The organism is Pseudomonas sp. TE3728, from assembly GCF_056279145.1.
This window is the reverse complement of record NZ_JBWBQT010000001.1, coordinates 503,679-525,505: the sequence shown is the minus strand read 5'-3', so window position 1 is coordinate 525,505 and position 21,827 is coordinate 503,679. Positions and strand designations below refer to the sequence as shown.

Annotated in this window: 2 protein-coding genes (1 of these 2 only partly in view); both read right to left on the bottom strand. The window is 62.6% G+C overall.

Annotated features, from left to right (window positions below):
* A protein-coding gene (locus ACZ89R_RS02105; RefSeq protein ID WP_429546877.1) for an amino acid adenylation domain-containing protein crosses the window boundary here: on the bottom strand, nucleotides 1-5,748 show its start. It extends 10,551 nt beyond the left edge of the window; the window shows 5,748 of its 16,299 coding nt (coding positions 1-5,748); it begins with the start codon at nucleotides 5,746-5,748; its stop codon lies beyond the left edge, outside the window.
* Nucleotides 5,745-21,827, bottom strand: coding sequence for a non-ribosomal peptide synthetase (locus tag ACZ89R_RS02100; RefSeq protein ID WP_429546878.1), 16,083 nt, complete (start codon nucleotides 21,825-21,827; stop codon nucleotides 5,745-5,747). The genes ACZ89R_RS02105 and ACZ89R_RS02100 overlap by 4 nt, the downstream gene beginning before the upstream one ends.

Sequence of the window (21,827 nt, the reverse complement as noted above, 5' to 3'; positions counted from 1 at the left end):
CAAATTGCACAGACGTTTGACGTTGGTCTGCTGGAACAGGCTGTCCACCAGGCTGCGCTTGAGCGCTTCGCCGGCGACGTTGACCGTGTCGACACCATCGCTCAGCCCGCCGGATTCCAGCAGTGCCTTGAGCGCCGAGGGCACGGTGTTGATCAGGCTGATGTCGTGCTCGCCTTGTTGCAGTTCCAGCACATTGCTCACCACCTCGATGCGGCCACCGCAGGTCAGCGGCGCGAAGCATTCGTAGACCGCCAGGTCGAAGTTCAGCGAAGTGGAGAACAGGGTTTTCGCCAGGGTTGCTGCATCGAACGAACGGTGCGCCCAGGTGAGGAAGTTCACCGTGTTGCGGTGTTCGATCATCACGCCCTTGGGCAAACCGGTGGAACCGGAGGTGTAGATCAGGTAGGCCAGGTGCGATGAGGTCAGCCCCTCGATCTCCAGATTCAAGACGGATTCGTCCTGCCAGACACCGCTGTCGAGGTCGATTACCGGCACCGAAGCTTCGGCCAGCAAGCCGCGCGTGGCCGTTTGCGCCAACACCGCCGCCGGGGCGCTGTCCGCCAGCATGTAGGCAATCCGGTCGGCCGGATAAGCCGGATCGAGTGGCACATAACCGCCACCGGCCTTGAGAATCCCGAGCAACCCCACGACCATATCAACGCCGCGTTCGACGCAGATCGCCACCCGCGCATCCGGTTGTACGCCCTGCTTGCGCAGGTAATGCGCCAACCGGTTGGCGCGTTGATTCAGCTCGCGATAGCTCAGGCACTGTTTGCCATGCAGCACCGCCGCAGCGTCCGGCGTGCGTTGCACCTGGGCCTCGAACAGCCCGTGGATGGTCTGTTCCTGCGGGTAATCCGCTTCGGTGGCGTTGAACGTCACCAGCAACTGTTCACGTTCCGCTGCCGGCACAATCGACAACTCGCGCAATGACGCGTCAGGCGCCTGTTCCAGCGCCGTCACCAGATTCTCCAGCGCCATGTGCATGTAACCGCAAATGCGTTGCGCGCCAATGCCCGGCACAGCCTGCACACTCAGGCTGAACCCTTCACCAAGATCGTCCACCGACAAGGTCAGTGGGTAGTTGGTGCGCTCTTCACTGGCCAGGACCTCAAGTCCATTCCAGGCGATCTGCGCCTCTTTCGACAGCGATGGTGCGGCGCTATGGCGGTAGTTGAGCAAGGCGCTGAACAACGGCAATGGCGCGGCCACACCGCTGCAACGTTGGGCCAGTGCCAGCGAGGCATGTTCGTGGCCGAGCAAGGCCGTCAGTCGTGCATGGGTCGTCTTGACTCCGGCGCGCACGCCTTGAAGGCCAACGCCCACCCGCAACGGCAAGGTGTTGATGAACATGCCCAACGCCCGATCGGCACCCTCACCGCCCTGCATCCGGCCCATCAGCACCGTACCGAACACCACCTCCTGCTTGCCGCAAACCTTGCCCAGCACTTGCGCCCATGCCAGGTGCACCAGGCTCGCGGCGCTCACGCCCAGCTGACGCGCCTGTGCCCGCAGACGGCGACTGAGGTCGGCGGCGATATCCAGCCGGGCTTCCTCGATGTGGCTTCCGTCACCTTGTACATCCTGCACCCCGAACGGCAGCGTCGGCTCATCGATGTCACCAAGCATCTCGCGGAAGAACGCTTCGTGCTCCTCGCGGCTGACGCCCAATCGTGCCTGCGCCACGTAGTTGCGGTACGGCAGGGCTTCGCCGAGCTGACTTTCCTGGCCCAGCAGATGCGCCTGCATCTCGTGCTGCACCACGTCCAGCGCCATATGGTCGAGTGCCATGTGATGAAACAGCAGCATCCCCACCCAACGCTGATTGGACGCGTCATGGGCGAACGCGATGCGCATCAGCGGTGCCTGCGTGACGTCCAGGCGATAGTTCCGGGCATCGAAACGGCTGTGCAATTGCGTGGCGACATCCCCGGCTTGCGGGTCCAGTACCAGCTCTTCCAGCCCCAACTGCGCGTGGCGCCAGACCACCTGCACCGGTTCGTCCAGACCTTCCCACACCACCGAAGTACGCAGGATATCGTGGCGATCGATGACGCTTTGCAACGCCCGGGAAAAATCATCCAGCCGCGTACGGTTCGAGGCCACGAACAAGGCTTGCAGCACATAGGGGTCGCCCTGTTCTGCCGCAATATGGTGATAGAGGATGCCCTCTTGCAGCGGCGCCAGCGGGTAGATGTCCTGCACGTTGCACGCGCCATCCGGCACCGTCGCGACAATGCGTTCGATGGCTGCCTGGTCCAGATTGACCAGGGGCAACATGGTTGGAGTGATGTGTTCGCAGTCCGAAGGAATCAGGTTCACCGGAACGCTTATTTCCTTGCCGCTGCCGACGGCTGCGGCCAGCGCGGCCAGGGTCGGCTGGCTGAACAGGACGCGCACGTCGGCACTCAGTCCCGCCTGGCGCATTCGGCCGATCAGGCTGACCGCCAGCAGTGAGTGGCCGCCCAGCTCGAAGAACTGATCGTGACGACCGACGCGCTCGACCTTGAGCAGGTCTTGCCAGATCTGCGCCAGGGTGGTTTCGATTTCGCCTTGCGGCGCTTCGTAATCGCGATAGATCAGCGCATCGAGGTCCGGTGCCGGCAGTGCCTTGCGGTCAAGTTTGCCGTTGGGGGTCAGCGGCAGTGCGTCGAGTCGCACGTAGGCGACGGGCACCATGTAGTCGGGTAACTGCGTTTGCAGGTGCGCGCGCAGGGCTTCAGGGTCCAGCGCAACACCCGGTGTCTGTGGCGTGTAATACGCCACCAGACGCTTCTCGCCCGGGATGTCTTCGCGGGCCAGGACCACGGCTTCCTTCACCGCCTCGTGTTGCGCGAGTTTGGCTTCGATCTCGCCCAGTTCGATACGGAAACCGCGAATCTTCACCTGATCGTCGTTGCGCCCCAGGTATTCGATATTGCCGTCCGGCCGGTAGCGGCCGAGGTCGCCTGTTTTGTACATCCGGGCGTTCTGTTCGGTGCTGAACGGATCGCGGAGGAAACGCTCGGTGGTGAGGTCGTCGCGATTGAGGTAACCCCGTGCCACCCCGGCACCACCGATGTAGATTTCCCCCGGCACGCCCAGCGGCACCGGTTGCCCATGTTCGTCCAGCAAATAGAACTGGGTGTTGGCCACCGGTTTGCCGATGTGCGCGGCGAAGCCGTCTTCACGGGCCATCGATACCCAGCTTGAATAAGTCGTGGTTTCCGAGGGGCCATACAAATTGCACAGACGTTTGACGTTGGTCTGCTGGAACAGGCTGTCCACCAGGCTGCGCTTGAGCGCTTCGCCGGCGACGTTGACCGTGTCGACGCCATCGCTCAGCCCGCCGGATTCCAGCAGTGCCTTGAGCGCCGAGGGCACGGTGTTGATCAGGCTGATGTCGTGCTCGCCTTGTTGCAGTTCCAGCACATTGCTCACCACCTCGATGCGGCCACCGCAGGTCAGCGGCGCGAAGCATTCGTAGACCGCCAGGTCGAAGTTCAGCGAAGTGGAGAACAGGGTTTTCGCCAGGGTTGCTGCATCGAACGAACGGTGCGCCCAGGTGAGGAAGTTCACCGTGTTGCGGTGCTCGATCATCACGCCCTTGGGCAAACCGGTGGAGCCGGAGGTGTAGATCAGGTAGGCCAGGTGCGATGAGGTCAGGTCGACAATCTCCGGATTCAAGACGGATTCGTCCTGCCAGACACCGCTGTCGAGGTCGATTACCGGCACCGAAGCTTCGGCCAGCAGCCCAAGTGTCGCGGCCTGGGCCAACACTACAGCCGGGACGCTGTCCGCCAGCATGTAGGCAATCCGGTCGGCCGGATAAGCCGGATCCAGCGGCACATAACCGCCACCGGCCTTGAGAATCGCCAGCAACCCCACGACCATATCAACGCCGCGTTCGACGCAGATCGCCACCCGTGAATCCGGCTGTACGCCCTGCTTGCGCAGGTAATGCGCCAACCGGTTGGCGCGTTGATTCAGCTCGCGATAGCTCAGGCACTGTTTGCCATGCAGCACCGCCGCAGCGTCCGGCGTGCGTTGCACCTGGGCCTCGAACAGCCCGTGGATGGTCTGTTCCTGCGGGTAATCCGCCTTGGTGGCGTTGAATGTCACCAGTAACTGTTCACGTTCCGCCGCCGGCACAATCGACAACTCGCGCAATGACGCGTCAGGCGCCTGTTCCAGCGCCTCCACCAGGGTTCCCAACGCCGTGTGCATGTAACCGCAAATGCGTTGCGCGCCAATGCCCGGCACAGCCTGCACACTCAGGCTGAACCCTTCACCAAGATCGTCCAGCGACAGGATCAACGGATAGTTGGTGCGCTCTTCACCGCTGAGGACTTCAATCCCTTCCCACAACTGCACCGCCTGGCCGGACACAGCTTGCGCGGCACTGTGCCGATAGTTCAGCAAAGCGCTGAACAGCGGCGTCGGCGCCGCCACACCGCTGCAACGCTGGGCCAATGCCAGCGAGGCATGTTCGTGACCGAGCAATGCCGTCAGTCGTGCATGGGTGGCTTTCACGCCGGCACGCACGTTCTGGCCGCGCATATCGACTCGCAATGGCAAGGTGTTGATGAACATCCCCAACGCACGGTCGACGCCTTCGCCGCCCTGCATCCGGCCCAGCATCACCGTGCCAAACACCACATCCTCTCGGCCTGAAATGCGCCCCAGCACCTGGGCCCACGCCAAGTGGTGCAGGCTCGCGGCGCTCACGCCCAACTGGCGAGCCTGCGCGCGCAGGCGTTGGCACAGGTTGATTTCCACCGCCTGCATCGCTTCTTCAATGTCCTGGCCGTCACTGCGCACATCCTGCACACCGAACGGCAGCGTCGGCTCGTTGATGTCACCGAGCATCTCGCGGAAGAACGTTTCGTGCTGCTCGCGGCTCACACCGAGTCGGGCCTGGGCTACATAGTTGCGGTACGGCAACGCTTTGCCCAGCTGATCCGCCTGACCGAACAAATACGCCTGTACCTCGTGCTGCACCACGTCCAGCGCCGCATGATCGATGGCGATGTGATGGAACAGCAGCATCGCCACCCAGCGCTGGTTGGCAGTGTCCCTGGCGTATGCCAGACGCAGCAACGGTGCCTCGCCGACATCCAGACGGTATTTTCTCGGGTCGAAGCGCTCATGCAATTGTTGCGTGGCTTCGCCATGGCCAGGGTCGATGCTGATTTCCGTCAGCACCAGTCGGGCGTCACGCCAGACCACCTGTACCGGCTCGTCCAGCCCTTCCCAGACCACGCTCGTGCGCAGGATGTCATGACGGTCGATCACGCTCTGCAACGCCTGGGCAAAATCCTCCAGGCGCTCGCGACTCGCGAAGCCAAACTGCGCTTGCAGCACATAAGGATCACCCTGCCCGGCCGCGAGGTGGTGATAGAGAATGCCTTCCTGCAACGGTGCCAGAGAGTAGATGTCCTGCACGTTACGGGCACCGCCGGGCACCATGGCCACCACCCGATCGATCGTCGGTTGGTCCAGATCTGACAGCGGCAGCATCGGCGGCGTGATCCGGGTACATCCATCGGGGATGCCATTGGCCGGAACCTCGATCTCGCCGGCCTTGCTCGCGCGATAGTCTCCAGCAGTGATCAGCTCGATCAGCGCGGCCTTGTGTTCGCGCAGCAAGGCGATGATCGCCGGTTCGCTGAGCGACTGTTTCCTGCCGCTCACCACAAGCCGATCGTCCTTGACCGAAAGCTGCACGTCCTTTTCTTTCAGTGTTGCCAATAGCTCAATCACGCTCACAGCATAATCTCCATTCTTTCCGTGGTTGCTGCATATCCCGAGAGCGTGGGCTGCTCGAATAAGGTTCTGACATCCGCTTCCAGACCCGCCTGACGCAAACGCTCCATCAAGCTGACCGCCAGCAACGAATGCCCGCCCAGCTCGAAGAAGTGATCGTGACGACCGACGCGGTCCACATTGAGAACTTCTGCCCATAGCTGGGCCAGGGTGATTTCGACTTCACCGATGGGGGCTTCATAGCCACGGGTGATCAGTGCATTGAGGTCCGGTGCCGGCAGTGCCTTGCGGTCAAGTTTGCCGTTGGGGGTCAGCGGCAGTGCGTCCAGTCGCACGTAGGCCGCCGGCACCATGTACTCCGGCAATTGTGCTTGCAGGTGTACGCGCAGGGCGTCGATATCCGCGGTTTCGTCCGCCGAATGCCGGGTGAAGTAAGCGACCAGACGCTTCTCGCCCGGGATGTCTTCGCGGGCCAGGACCACGGCTTCCTTCACCGCCTCGTGTTGCGCGAGTTTGGCTTCGATCTCGCCCAGTTCGATACGGAAACCACGGATCTTCACCTGATCGTCGTTGCGCCCCAGGTATTCGATATTGCCGTCCGGCCGGTAACGGCCCAGGTCGCCGGTGCGATACATGCGCGCATGCGGGGCGCGGCTGAACGGATCGCTGAGGAAACGCTCGGTGGTGAGGTCGTCGCGGTTCAAATAGCCGCGCGCCACCCCGGCACCGCCGATGTAGATTTCCCCCGGCACGCCCAGCGGCACCGGTTGCCCGTGCTCATCCAGCAAATAGAACTGGGTGTTGGCCACCGGTTTGCCGATGTGTGCGGCGAAGCCGTCTTCGCGGGCCATCGATACCCAGCTCGAATAGGTCGTGGTTTCCGAGGGGCCATACAAATTGCACAGACGTTTGACGTTGGTCTGCTGGAACAGGCTGTCCACCAGGCTGCGCTTGAGCGCTTCGCCGGCGACGTTGACCGTGTCGACACCATCGCTCAGCCCGCCGGATTCCAGCAGCGCCTTGAGCGCCGAAGGCACCGTGTTGATCAGGCTGATGTCGTGCTCGCCTTGTTGCAGTTCCAGCACATTGCTCACCACCTCGATGCGGCCACCGCAGGTCAGCGGCGCGAAACATTCGTACACCGCCAGGTCGAAGTTCAGCGAAGTGGAGAACAGGGTTTTCGCCAGGGTTGCTGCATCGAACGAACGGTGCGCCCAGGTGAGGAAGTTCACCGTGTTACGGTGTTCGATCATCACGCCCTTGGGCAAACCGGTGGAGCCCGAGGTGTAGATCAGGTAGGCCAGGTGCGATGAAGTCAGCCCCTCGATCTCCAGATTCAAGACGGATTCGTCCTGCCAGACACCGCTGTCGAGGTCGATTACCGGCACCGAAGCTTCGGCCAGCAAGCCGCGCGTGGCCGTTTGCGCCAACACCGCCGCCGGGGCGCTGTCCGCCAGCATGTAGGCAATCCGGTCGGCCGGATAAGCCGGATCGAGTGGCACATAACCGCCACCGGCCTTGAGAATCCCGAGCAACCCCACGACCATATCAACGCCGCGTTCGACGCAGATCGCCACCCGCGCATCCGGTTGTACGCCCTGCTTGCGCAGGTAATGCGCCAACCGGTTGGCGCGCTGATTCAGCTCGCGATAGCTCAGGCACTGTTCACCCCGCAGCACCGCCGCAGCGTCCGGCGTGCGTTGCACCTGGGCCTCGAACAACCCGTGAATGGTCTGTTCCTGCGGATAGTCGGCTTCGGTGGCGTTGAATTCGACAAGCAGTTTGAGACGTTCATCCCGCGGCAAGATCGACAAGCTGTGCAGCGATGCCTGCTGTGAAGACTCCAGAGCCTCCACCAGATGCTCCAGCGCTGTGTACATGTACGCACAAACACGCTGCGCGCCGACCTGCGATGTCACCAGCACCGACAGGTTGAAACCGTTACCCAGGTCATCGACATTCAACGTCAGTGGATAGTTGGTGCGCTCTTCACCACTGAGCGCCTCGATACCGCGCCAGGCGGCCGACGTGTTTACCGAAGCAGCGGCGACAGCACTGTGCCGGTAGTTGAGCAATGAACTGAACAGTGGCGTCGGCGCCGCCACACCGCTGCAACGTTGCGCCAGTGCCAGCGAGGCATGTTCGTGGCCGAGCAAAGCCGTCAGTCGTGCATGGGTCGCCTTGACCCCGGCGCGTACGCCTTGTGCGCCGACGTCCACCCGTAGTGGCAAGGTGTTGATGAACATCCCCAGCGCGCGGTCGGCCCCCTCGCCGCCCTGCATCCGGCCCATCAGCACCGTGCCGAACACCACGTCCTGCTTGCCGCAAACCTTGCCCAGCACTTGCGCCCATGCCAGGTGCACCAGGCTCGCAGCGCTTACCCCCAGCTGACGCGCCTGGGCCCGCAGACGCGAATCCAGCGCCGGTTCTATAGATTGTCTGGCTTCTTCAATGTCACGTCCGTCGCCCTGCACATCCTGCAGGCCGAAGGGCAGTGTTGGTTCGTCGACATCGCCGAGCATCTCGCGGAAAAACGCCTCGTGCTCGCCTGCACTCAGACCGAGTCGTGCCTGTGCCACATAGTTGCGATACGGCACGGCCTCGGTCAGTCGCGCAGCCTCGCCGAGCAGATGCGCCTGCATATCGTGCTGCACCACTTCCATGGCCGTGTGGTCCAGCGCCATGTGGTGAAACAGCAACACCGCGACCCAACGCTGATTGACCGCATCCTCGGCAAATGCAAGGCGCATCAGGGGGGCGTGGGTGATGTCCAGGCGATAATGCCGCGGGTCGAAGCGCTGCTGCAGTTGCGCCGCGACATCGCCTGCGGCGGGGTCGAGGTCGACCGCTTCAAGGTGCAGTCTCGCCTCACGCCACACCACTTGCATGGGTGTGTCCAGCCCTTGCCACACCACTGAAGTACGCAGGATGTCGTGGCGCTCGTTCACGCTTTGCAACGCCTGAACGAACGCGTCGAGGCGTTCACGGCCCTGCAGATTGAATAGTGTCTGCAACACATACGGATCGCCCTGCTCGGCGGCAAGGTGGTGATAGAGGATGCCTTCCTGCAACGGCGCCAGTGGATAGATGTCCTGCACATTGCGGGCGCCACCCGGCACCGTCGCCACGAGGCGGTCGATCGCCTCCTGGGTCAGGCTGGCCAGCGGCAGCATGCCCGGGGTGATGCGTTCGCAGTCCGAAGGAATCAGGTTCGCCGGAACGTTCACTTCCCTGCCGCTACCGACCGCCGCCGCCAGCGCGGCCAGGGTCGGTTGGCTGAACAGCACCCGCACGTCGGCGCTCAAACCCGCCTGACGCATGCGTTCGATCAGCGTGACCGCCAGCAGCGAATGCCCCCCCAGTTCGAAGAAGTGATCGTGGCGGCCGACCCGATCGACCTTGAGCACCTCGGCCCATAGTTGCGCCAATGTCTGCTCGACCTTGCCCAGCGGCGCCTCATAGGCACGGCTGGCGTAGGCTTCGTCGTTCGGCACCGGCAGCGCACGACGGTCCAGCTTGCCGTTGGCGGTCAGCGGGAACGTATCCAGCACCACGAAAGCACTCGGCACCATGTACTCGGCCAACACGCTCGATAATTGCCCGCGCAGGTCATGCACCGACAAGGTGATGCCCTGCCGAGGGATCACATAGCCGACCAGGCGTTTTGCCCCGGGCTCGTCCTGTCGCGCCAGCACCACGGCGTCTTGCACGCCCGCGCACTGGCCCAACCGGGCTTCGATCTCGCCCAACTCGATACGGAAACCACGGATCTTCACCTGATCGTCGTTGCGGCCCAGGTAGTCGATAGAGCCATCCGCCAGCCAGCGCGCCAGGTCGCCGGTGCGATACAGCAAGGCCTGCGGGTCGGCGTTGAACGGGTCGCTCACAAACTTCTCGACGGTCAACTCGGGACGGTTCAGATACCCCTTGGCCACGCCGTCGCCACCGATGTACAGCTCGCCCGCCACGCCCATTGGTACGGGTTGCAAGTAAGCGTCCAGCACGTAGACCCGGGTATTGCCGATCGGGCGACCGATCGGAATGCTGCCCTCGCCCACGGCCTTGATCTCATGGGTGGTGGTGAAGGTGGTCGCCTCTGTCGGGCCGTAACCGTTGAGCAGATAGGCTGGCGCGCCCTCTTGCAGCACCCGGCTGATCACTGCGGGGTCGAGCACGTCACCGCCGACGATCAGGTAACGCAACTGGCCGAACACGGTCATCAGGCCTTGGGCGTACTGATGGAACAAGCCTGCGGTCATCCACAGCACGCTGATCGATTGCTCAAGCAACAGCGTGCGAAAACGCTCTTGCGACAACAGTACGTCCTGCTCGACCACCACCACGCACCCGCCGTTGAGCAACGGTGCCCAGACGTCGAGGGTGCTGGCGTCGAACGCCGGGTTCGAAGCAAAGGCCACCCGGTCCTGCGCATTGAACTCGGCATAACCGTTGTTGATCACCAACCGGCTGATCGCCCGGTGCGGGACCAATACGCCTTTCGGCGTACCGGTGGAACCCGAGGTGTACATGACGTAGGCAACCGACTCGGCGTTCTGTATCAGGCTCAGGTCATCGGCCGCTTCAGCGTCCAATCCGACAATATCCAGGTCCACACGCCGCGCGCCCTGCGCCACAACCTCAGCGCTGTGGGTCAGTACCACCGCCGCCTGGCTGTCCTGCACCATAAAGTGCTGGCGTTCCAAGGGTGCGTTGATGTCCAGCGGCACATACACTGCTGCGCACTTGAGAATCGCCAGTTGGCTCACGACCAGGTCGATCGAACGCGGCAGCACAATCGCCACCCGGTCGCCCGGTTGTACGCCGAGGCCAATCAGGTAACGGGCCAAATGATTGGCTCTGCTGTTCAGATCACGGTAGCTCAAGCATTGTTCTGCCTGGACGATGGCCAACGCATCCGGCGTGCGTTCAACCCTTGTCTCGAACAGCGAATGGATCGTCCGCTCTCGCGGATACTTCGTTTCAGTCGCGTTGAACCTGTCCAGACGTTGTCGTTCGACGTCATTGAGCAAGGCAATCTCGCTCACGCCCCCTTGTGCATCCGCGACCATCGCCCGCAGCATCCGCTCCAGGTAACCGAGGTAGCGTTGCATCGTCGTCTGGTCGAACAACGCCGTGGCATATTCCAGGCCACCCGAAATCACGCCGTTCGCCTCCCCCAGGTTCAGCGACACATCGAACTTCGCCGTACGACCGGGCGAGCCCATGGTTTCAAGCGTCAGGCCGTCCAGGACAAGGTTTTGCCCATCTGTGTTGTGCCAGGACAACATGGCCTGGAACAGCGGGCTATGAGCCAGGCTGCGCACCGGCTTGACCGCTTCCACGACCTGTTCGAACGGCAGATCCTGATGGGCCTGCGCACTCAGTGTCCGCGCCTTCACCCGTTGCAGCAGCGTTTCGAGGCTCGGCTGGCCCGACACATCGATCGGCAGGGCCAGGGTGTTGACGAAGAAACCGATCAGCCCCTCGACTTCAACGCGCGTGCGGTTGGCCACCGGCGAACCGATGACAATTGTCTCCTGCCCCGAGAGGCGGCCAAGCACCGCAGCCCAACCGGCCAGCACCGTCATGTACAAGGTAGTGCCGTGACGCTGACTCAGCGCCTTGAGGTCCGCCGTCAGTGCCTGGTCAAATTCGACGTCGAGGGTGGCACCGCAATAATCCTGCTGTGCCGGGCGCGCACGGTCTGCCGGCAACATCAGCAAGGGTGGCACGTACGCCAGCGCCTCCTGCCAATACGCCTTCTGTTCACTCAGCACATCACCGTCCAGCCAGCGACGCTGCCAGACGGCATAGTCCGCGTACTGGATCGACAGCGGCGGCAACGGGTCGGCTTCGTCCTGCAGACGGGCGTGGTATAGCGCGCCCAGTTCGCGCGTCAGCACGCTCATCGACCAGCCGTCCGACACGATGTGATGCATCGTCACCAGCAGCACATGTTCGTCATCAGCCAGCCGTACCAGCTGAGCACGAATCAACGGCCCCTGTTCCAGGTCGAACGGCGCGTGCGCCTCGTCCCCGGCCAGTCTGGCCAATTCGCCTTCGATGTCAGTGTGATGCGCGAGGTCGTGGACCGCCAAAGCAAAACCAACGCCTTTGGTGGCGATGCATTGCACCGCCTCGCCATCGACGTTGTTGAAGGTGGTGCGCAAGGCTTCGTGGCGCGCCACGATACGCTCCAGCGCCCAGTGCAGTGCTTCGGGCTCCAGCTGACCTTTGAGGCGCAGGCCACCCGCGATGTGATAAGCCGCACTGCCGCCTTCCATCTGCGCGAGAAACCACAGCCGTTGCTGTGCGAACGACAGTGGCAGAGCCTCGTCGCGCGGCACCGACACGATGGGCGGCAAAGTGCTTGCCGCAGCCTGCATGACCAATGCCGCCAAAGTCGATAACTCAGGGTTGGCAAACAGTTCTGCCAGCCCCAGTTCCACACCCAGTCGCTGACGCACTTGAGACGTCAATCGCACCGCTAGCAGTGAATGCCCGCCCAGTTCGAAGAAGTCGTCATGGCGACCGATCCGTTCCACACCCAGCAGAGAACCCCAGATGTCAGCCATGACCGTTTCCATCTCGCCCTGCGGTGCTTCATAGCCACGGTTTGAATAGGCATTGCTGTCGGGCACGGGCAATGCCCGGCGGTCGAGCTTGCCGTTTGGGGTCAGGGGCAACGCGTCGAGGCGCATGTACGCCGCCGGCACCATGTACTCCGGCAATCGCACCTGCAATTGCGCGCGCAGACTATCAGCCGTCAGCGCTTGATCCTCACTGTCATGCGCCGTGTAATAGGCCACCAGGCGTTTGTCACCCAAGGCGTCTTCCACCGCGATGACGACCGCTTCGCGCACACCGGTGCAGACGCCGAGCCTGGATTCTATTTCCCCCAGTTCGATACGAAACCCACGGATTTTCAGCTGTCCGTCATTGCGCCCCAGGTAGTCGATGTTGCCGTCCGGCAAATAGCGCCCCAGGTCTCCGGAACGATACATTCTGGCGTTCTGCACAGGGCTGAACGGGTCTTGCACAAAGCGCTCGGCGGTGAGGGTCGAACGGTTCAAATAACCCCGTGCGACCCCGGCACCACCAATATAGAGCTCACCCGTCACGCCGACCGGAACCGGCTGCAGTTGCGTATCCAGCAGATAAACCCGGGTGTTGGCCACTGGTTTACCGATATGCAACACCGTCTGCGAGGCGTCGACCCGGCCCGAGGTGGCGACGATGGTCGTTTCCGTGGGGCCATAGTTGTTGATCAGGGTGAAGGGCTGGTCGGCAGGCAGTTTGCGCAGACGGTCACCACCAATCAGCAGCGTGCGCAACTGATCGTGAGCCAGATTGCGGCCAAAAGCGTACTCGGCGATGGGCGTTGGCAGGAAACTCACGTCCAGCACCTGGGCCTGCCACCAATCGAGCAGTGCATCGACATCCTCACTGCCCGCATGCGCCGGTGGCAGCAGCAGCGTGGCGCCGGCACACAGCGCAGGCCAGACTTCCCAAGCCGCCGCATCGAAACCGAAACCGGCCACGCTTGAAGTGCGACTGCCGTGCTCCAGTTCGAAGGTCTGACAATGCCAGCTCACCAGATTGTCGAGGTTGCGATGCTCGATCATCACGCCTTTGGGCTCACCCGTGGAGCCCGAGGTATAGATGATGTAAGCCAGGCTTTCCGGGGTCAGCGCCGCGACCATCGGGTTGTCTTCGGCACACTCGGTCATCTGAGGCCGATCAGCGTCGAGCAATAGCACCGGCACATTCAGGATCGGCAGCCGCTCTTGCAATACCTGCTGAGTCAGCAGCGCCACCGGCGAGCTGTCTTTGAGCATGTAGGCCAGGCGCTCCGCGGGGTAGGACGGATCCATCGGCACATAACAGGCACCGGATTTCAGGATCGCCAGGAGACCGACCACTGTCTCGAGGCTGCGCTGCATGCAGATGGCGACACGGTCTTCAGGTCGTACGCCGAGTGCCAGTAAGCGGTGCGCCAGCCGGTTGGCCTGCCGGTTCAGCTCGCCGTAGGTCAGACACTGCGCGCCATAAACAACCGCCACCGTATCGGGGTGCCTGGCCGCTTGCGCTTCGAATCGCTGATGAATCGTCGGATGCCTCGGGTAATCCACATCCGTCAGGTTGAACGCCACCAGCAGTTGCCGACGCTCGGCGCCAGGCAGTATCTCCAGGCTGTGCAGCGGCGTGTCGGGGGCGTGTTCCAACGCATCCACCAGGCTCTGCAGCGTGGTGTACATGTAGTCGGCAATACGCTGGGCGCCGATGCTGGCAAAGGTTTGTACGCTGAGCAGGAAACCTTCGCCCTGATCATCGACCGACAACGTGCAGGGGTAGTTGGTCCGTTCCCTGACACCTGTCACCTCGATACCGGCCCACAGATCGGCACCGTTTTCGTCCGTTGACGGACTGTGGCGGTAATTCAGCAGTGCGCTGAACAGCGGTAAGGCAACGGCTACCCCGCTGCAACGCTGCGCCAACGTCAGGGGCGCATGCTCGTGGGCGAGCAGCGCGGTCAGCCGCCCATGGGTCTGTTTCACCCCGGAACGCACACTGCACGCACCGACATCCACGCGCAGCGGCAAGGTATTGATGAACATGCCCAAGGCGCGGTCCGCGCCTTCGCCGCTCTGCATGCGGCCCAGCAACACCGTACCGAAGACCACATCCTCGCGGCCAGACAAACGCCCCAGGACTCTCGCCCACGCCAGATGATGCAGGCTCGCTGCGCTCACACCCAGTTGACGCGCCTGCCGCCGCAGACGCAGGCACAGCGCCGCATCGAGGTTCAGTTTGACCTCCTCGATGCCACTGCCGTCGCCCTGTACTTCGCGCAGGCCGAATGGCAGCGTTGGCTCATCCACGTCGCCGAGCATGTCGCGGAAAAAACTTTCGTGTTGCTCGCGGCTCACGCCCAGCAGGGCCTGCGCCACATAATTTCGATAGGGCATGGCGGCACTCAGGCGCCCGGACTCACCCCTGAGGTACGCCAGCATTTCGTCCTGCATCACATCCAGCGCCGTATGGTCCAGGGCAATGTGATGGAACAGCAGGGTCGCGACCCATCGTTGGTTGATCGCGTCCCAGGCACAGGCGAGCCGCATCAGCGGCGCGCGGCCAAGATCGAGACGACAATGAACAGGATCGAACTGTTTGCCCAACTGCCCGGCGACATCGCCATGGTCCGGGTCCGGTTCGACTTCTTCGAGCACCAGTCGAGCCTTGCGCAAAACCACCTGCAGAGGCGCATCAAGCCCCTCCCAAAGCACCGCGGTCCTGAGAATATCGTGCCGATCGATCACCACCTGCAAGGCTCGCACGAACCCGTCGAGTTCGGCGCGACTGTCCATGACGAACGAGGCTTGCAGCAGGTAGGGATCACCCTGCGTGGCAGAAATGTGATGGTAGAGAATCCCCTCTTGCAACGGCGCCAGCGGGTAGATGTCCTGCACGTTGCGTACACCACCCGGCACTGTTGCCACGATCCGGTCGATCGCCGCCTGACTCAGCGTCATCAGCGTCAGCATTGCCGGGGTGATCCGTTCACAACCGTGCGGAATATCGTTCGTCGGCACCACTACTTCAGTGTTGCCACCCACCGCTGCTGCGAGCGCGGCCAATGTGGGTTGACCGAACAGCACCCGCACATCGGCACTCAGGCCGGCCTGGCGCATGCGTTCGATCAGTTTCACCGCCAACAGCGAATGCCCGCCCAGTTCGAAGAAGTGATCGTGACGACCCACCCGCTCCACACCAAGGACCTCGGCCCACAACCGGGCCAGCGTGGTTTCCGCATCGCCCAGCGGCGCTTGGTATTCACGGCTGGCAAAGGCATCCGCCTCGGGGGCCGGCAATGCGCGGCGGTCCAGCTTACCATTGGGCGACAGCGGCAGTTTTTCCAGCCGCACATAGGCCGCGGGGATCATGTAGTCCGGCAAAAGTGCCTGTAAATGCGCACGCAGCGAGTCGGCGTCAGGCGTTGCGTCCGTCACTTGGGCGGTGAAGTACGCCACCAGACGTTTGTCGCCGGGGCTGTCCTCGCGCGCGAGCACCGTCGCCTCTTTTACGCCGGCATGCTGGCAAAGCCTGGCTTCGATCTCACCCAGCTCGACACGAAAACCGCGGATTTTGATTTGATCGTCGTTGCGGCCCAGGTATTCGATGCAGCCATCCGGCTGGTAGCGCCCCAGGTCACCGGTCTTGTACAGACGCGCCTGTCCATGGGCGGCGAACGGATCGTGGATGAAGCGTTCAGCGGTCAGGTCAGCCCGATTCAGATAGCCACGAGCGACGCAGGCGCCGCCGATGTGGATCTCGCCGGCAACGCCAATCGGGACCGGCTGCAAGTGTTCGTCCAGCAAGTAGATGCGTGTATTGGCCACCGGTTGCCCGATCGCCGGCAGCGTTGGCCAGGACGCGACATCGTCCGCCAGCGTCAGCGCGGTGGTGACGTGGGACTCGGTCGGCCCATAGTGGTTGTGCAGACGACAGCCGTCCAGACGCTCGAAGAACGCACGTATCTGTGGGGTGATGCGCAATTGCTCGCCGGCGGTGATGACATCGCGCAACCCACACGCCAGTGGCCCGGTCTCTGCGTCGCTGAACACCGTTTCAGCCAGCGCCTGCAGTGCGATGCAGGGCAGGTAAAGGCGTTCGATACGTTGCGCGCAGATGTGCTGGAACAGGCGGCGGAAGTTCAGTCGGGTATCGGCATGAATGAGCGAAAGTTCGCCGCCGGCACACAGGGTGCTGAAGACCTCCTGGAAGGCCACGTCGAAACCGAGGGCGGCGAACTGCAAGGTGCGCGCAGCTTCCCTTCCCTGCTGCGCCGATTGCGCAATTTGCCACTGCATCAGGTTGACCAGGGGGCGATGCGCCATTGCCACGCCCTTGGGCTGGCCGGTCGAACCCGAGGTGTAAATGACATACGCCAGACTCTCCGGGTTCAAGCCGTTCGCGTATGCATCCGGATTGGTTTGCGGCTGATCGCTGATACCGGCGGCATGACGATCCTCGGCGTCGAGCAACAACAGCGGCACGGTCAGCTGAGGAAAACGCTGTTGCAAGCGGTGCTGGGTCAGCAGCACCTTTGGCGCACTGTCCTCCAGCATGTAAGCCAGGCGCTCGGCCGGATAGGCCGGATCCAGCGGCACATAACCGGCGCCTGCTTTAAGGGTGCCGATCAGCCCCGCCACCATGTCCAGGCCACGATCCACGCAAATTGCCACGCGGTCGTCCGCGCGAATACCCAGCGCCAGCAGACGATGGGCAACCTGATTGGCCAGCCGGTTCAGTTCGCCATAACTCAGGCTCTGATCTTCATAGGTCACCGCGACGGCTTCAGGCCGGGCGTCGGCATGCGCCTCGAATAATTGATGGATCAGCAGCCCCGATGGATAGGCCGCATCAAAGGCATTGAAATCGTCCAGCAATTGCCGGCGTTCGGGGTCGGGCAGAATGGCCAGGCTGTGCAGCGGCGCGTTCGCATCGTGATCGAGCGCATCGGCCAGTGCTTCGAGCACCGTATGCATGTAGGCGCAAACGCGCTGCGCGCCGATTCCGGCCACCGCCTGCACCGTCAGCCCGAACGATTCCCCCAGGTCATCCACCGACAACGACAGCGGGTAATTGGTCCGTTCCTCGCCGCCCAGAATCTCAACACCGGCCCAGACCCGCGCAGTACCTGCATCCTTGGGCGCCTGTGCCGCCACGGCAGCCTGTCGGTAGTTCATCAGTGCACTGAACAACGGCGTTGGCGCGGCGACGCCACTGCAATGCTGCGCCAATGATAACGGCGCATGCTCATGCCCCAGCAGCGCGGCGAGCCGCGCATGGGTCGCCTTCACCGCAGCCAATACCCCCTGCCCGCCAGCCTCGACACGCAACGGCAACGTGTTGACGAACATGCCGAGTGCATGCCCGGCCTCCTGTCCACTGTGCAGACGGCCCATCAGTACCGTCCCGAACACCACGTCCGTTCGACCTGACACTCGCCCCACCACCTGACCCCAGGCCAAATGGTGCAGGCTGGCGGCGCTCACACCCAGGCGTCGTGCCTGAGCGCGCAAACGCTGGCCCAGTTCGGCGCAAAGCGGCAACGATGCTTCCTCGATACCACTGCCGTCGCCTTGCACATCCTGCAGACCGAACGGCAGCGTCGGCTCGTCCACGTCCCCCAGCATGTCGCTGAAGAAGGCTTCATGTTGATCGCGATTCACCCCCAACCTGACCTGCGCCACATAATTGCGGTAAGGCACCGACACGGGTAGCTGTGCCGAACGGCCCTCGAGATGCGCCTCGATTTCCTTGCCCAGCAAGCCGAGCGAAGTCGCGTCATCGATCAGGTGATGGAACAGCAACACCGCCACCCAGCTCCCGCCACGCACGTCTTCAGCGAAATGGATGCGCATCAGCGGTGCCTGACGCAGGTCTAAGCGGATATGGCGGGGATCGAAGCGGGCCCGCAATTGGCCGGCGATATCGCCGTCGGCCTGGTCCAGCGTGAGTTCTTCCACACCCAACCGAGCCTCGCGCCAGACTACCTGCACCGGTTCGTCCAGCCCTTCCCACGCCACCGAAGTGCGCAGAATGTCGTGTCGTTCGATCACCGCTTGCAAGGCCTGCACGAACGCGTCCAGTTGCGCTCGACTGTCGACGCGCAGCGTGGCTTGCAACAGGTAGGGATCGCCGTCCCCGGTCGCAAGGTGGTGATACAAAATGCCTTCCTGCAACGGCACGAGCCCGTAGATATCCTGCACGTTGCCCACACCGCCCGGCACCGCCGCAACGATGTGATCGATCTGTTCCTGGGTCAATGTCGCCAGTGGCAGCATGTCCGGAGTGATGCATTCAGCGTTGGTCGCAATCCCGTTGGCCGGTACGACAATGCCACTGCTTGCACCTGCGGCGGCGGCCAGTGTCGCCAGCGTGGGCTGGCCGAACAACACCCGCACATCGGCGGCCAGGTCGACCTGGCGCATGCGTTCGATCAGCTTCACCGCCAGCAACGAATGGCCGCCCAGCTCGAAAAATCGATCATGCCGGCCCACCTGCTCCACACCGAGCAATTCGGCCCACAGACCGGCCAGGGTGATTTCCACGGCCCCTGCCGGGGCTTCGTAGGTGCGTCGGGCATAGGCCTCTGAATCCGGCGCCGGCAACGCCTTGCGGTCCAGCTTGCCATTGGTGGTCAACGGGAATGTGGTCAGCATCACGAATGCACTGGGTAGCATGTACTCGGCCAGCGAGCCCAGCAGCTGGGCGCGCAGTTGCGCGGCCGACAGTTGCGCGCCTTCTTCGGCAATCACATAGGCCACCAGACGCTTGTCGCCCGGTTCGTCTTCCCGAGCGATCACCACGGCTTCACGCACACTTTCACAAGCCGTCAGCTTCGCCTCGATCTCGCCCAGTTCAATGCGGAAACCACGGATCTTCACCTGCTCGTCGTTACGACCGAGGTATTCGAGTTCACCGTTCTCCAGCCAGCGACCCAGATCGCCCGTGCGATACATCCGCGCATGTGCCGTGCCGTCGAACGGATCCGCGATGAACCGCGCTTGGTTAAGCTGCGGCCGGTTCAGGTATCCCCGCGCCACCCCCGCACCACCGACATACAACTCACCCTCGACCCCCATCGGTACCGGTTGACCCTGCTGATCGAGCAGGTACAAGCGCAAGTCGGGAATGCGCTTGCCGATCGGGCTGACACCGACCAATTGCGCATCGGCCGCCTCCAACGCTCGGTAGGTCACATGTACCGTCGTTTCGGTGATGCCGTACATGTTGACCAGTTGCGTCTGCGCATTGGCCTCACGGGCATACCAGGGTTTGAGCATCCCGGTCTCCAGCGCTTCACCGCCGAAGATCACCTGCCGCAGGCTGTGGCTCAAGTCGCTTTCGCCCTGGGCCGCGATCAATTGGCGGAAGGCGCTCGGCGTCTGGTTGAGGACAGTGACACCAGCCTCACAGAGCAGCGCGTAGCAGTCTTGCGGCGAACGGCTGACCAGTTGCGGGACCACCAACAAGCGGCCGCCGTGGGTCAGCGCGCCCCAGATTTCCCAGACCGAAAAATCGAAGGCGAAGGAATGGAACAACGCCCACACGTCCTGCGGGTTGAAATCGAACCAGGGCTGCGTCGCCGAAAACAGCCGCGCGACATTGCGGTGTTCGACCATCACACCCTTGGGCAGGCCGGTCGAACCCGAGGTGTAAATCACATACGCCAAGTGGTGCGAAGCCAGCGCGCGAACATTGGGATTGTGCTGTGGCTGTGCCGCGATACCCGCCGCCTCGGGCTGGTCGAGCAGCAACACCGGAACCTGCAGCGCCGGCAACTGAACCTGCAACTGCGATTGAGTGAGCAAAGCGACCGGAGCGCTGTCGTCGAGCATGAATGCCAGACGCTCCCGGGGATAGGCCGGGTCCAGTGGCACATAGCCTGCGCCGGACTTCAAGATCCCCAGCATGCCGACGATCATGTCCAGACCGCGCTCGACACAGATCGCTACCCGATCATCCGGGCAAATCCCAAGGGCCAGTAGGCGGTGCGCTACCTGATTGGCCCGGGCGTTGAGTACACCGTAGGTCAGTGTCCGGTCCTCATACACCACAGCCACCGCGTCAGGTTGCGCGCTCGCCTGGGCTTCGAACAGACCATGGACCGTGCAGTCATGCTCATACTGCGCGTCGGTCGCGTTCCACGCCTGGAACCTGAGTGTTTCGGCCGGCGTCGGCAGAATAAAACCCTGGATCGGCAACCCGTCATCGTTCAACCCCTGCTCCAGCACATGCTGGAAGCGGTCGGCCATCACCTCGATTTCACCTGTCTGGAAGTACGCTTCGTTGTAGATGCAGTGCAGCCAGGCGCTGTCGTCATGTGGGTTGCTCCTGACATGAATGGCCAGCGGCGTCTGCTCATGATTGTTCGAGCATTTCACCGGATGAGCCGGTGCCTCTCCAAACATGAACCGATGGTCGTCCGGCTCATAGGAGAACGACACGTCGAACAGCTGCGCGCGGTCGTCGCGCAACAGCCCCAGCGAACGGTTCATATCGCTCAGGGGAAACCGCTGGTTGCGATAGTCCTGCTTGAGCGTACGCGCCACCCCACGCACCAGCTCGCCGAACGACAGATCAGCACTGAACTGCAGCCGCACGGCACTCACTTGGGTGAACAACCCCAGGGTCTTTTTGAAGGTCGCATTGGAGCGGTTCAGGATCGGCAGACCGATCACCAGCTCTTCGCGCTGGGTGGTGCGGACAAAATAGATATACAGCGCCGCAAGCAGCACAGCGAAGCGCGACGATTGATGCACCTGCGCCAAAGCGTCGACCCGTTCGTTCAACCCATGATCATAGCGCCACGCGGCATGGCGGCTGGGGGCCATACGATTGGGGTAGCGATCGCGGTAACGCGCCACGAACAATGGCTCTGGCACATCCTGATATTTTTCCAGCCAATACCGCTGATCACGGGCGAACCGAGGGGAGTCGCGATAGCGCGCATCGTCGTCGATGAACGCCACGTAAGACGGCGCCGACAGATCAGGCAACCGGTCACTTTCCAGCGCACTGTAAAGCTCGCCGAGGGAGTCGAACATCACGCTGATGCCCCACCCGTCCAGGATGATGTGGTGAACGTGAGCGACGAAATAGAACGACGCTTCATCGAGTTTGAGCAGATAGAAGCGAAACAGCAGGCCCCCGTCCAGTGGAAGCACAATCTCCATTCGTTGCTGCATCCAGGCTTGCGCCGACGCCTGCGGGTCAGGCCGATCAGAAAAATCATGCAGTGCAACCGGGTGCGCCAGCGCGTCTGCCAGCGTCTGCCTGGGCACACCCTCTGCGCCAGCGTCAGAATGCAGTACCGTGCGCAGGGCATCGTGCTTTTTAATCAACAGGTCGACCGCCCGCTGGAAGCGCTCGGGATCGAGAGTCCCCTTGATTTCGAGATAGCCACCGATGGTGTACAAGGGTGAATCGCCCCGGGTCATCTGGTCCAGCCAGATGTCTCTCTGGGCTGCCGTCAGGGGGTAGGTTTCTGAAAGTCGCAGAGGTTGATTCAT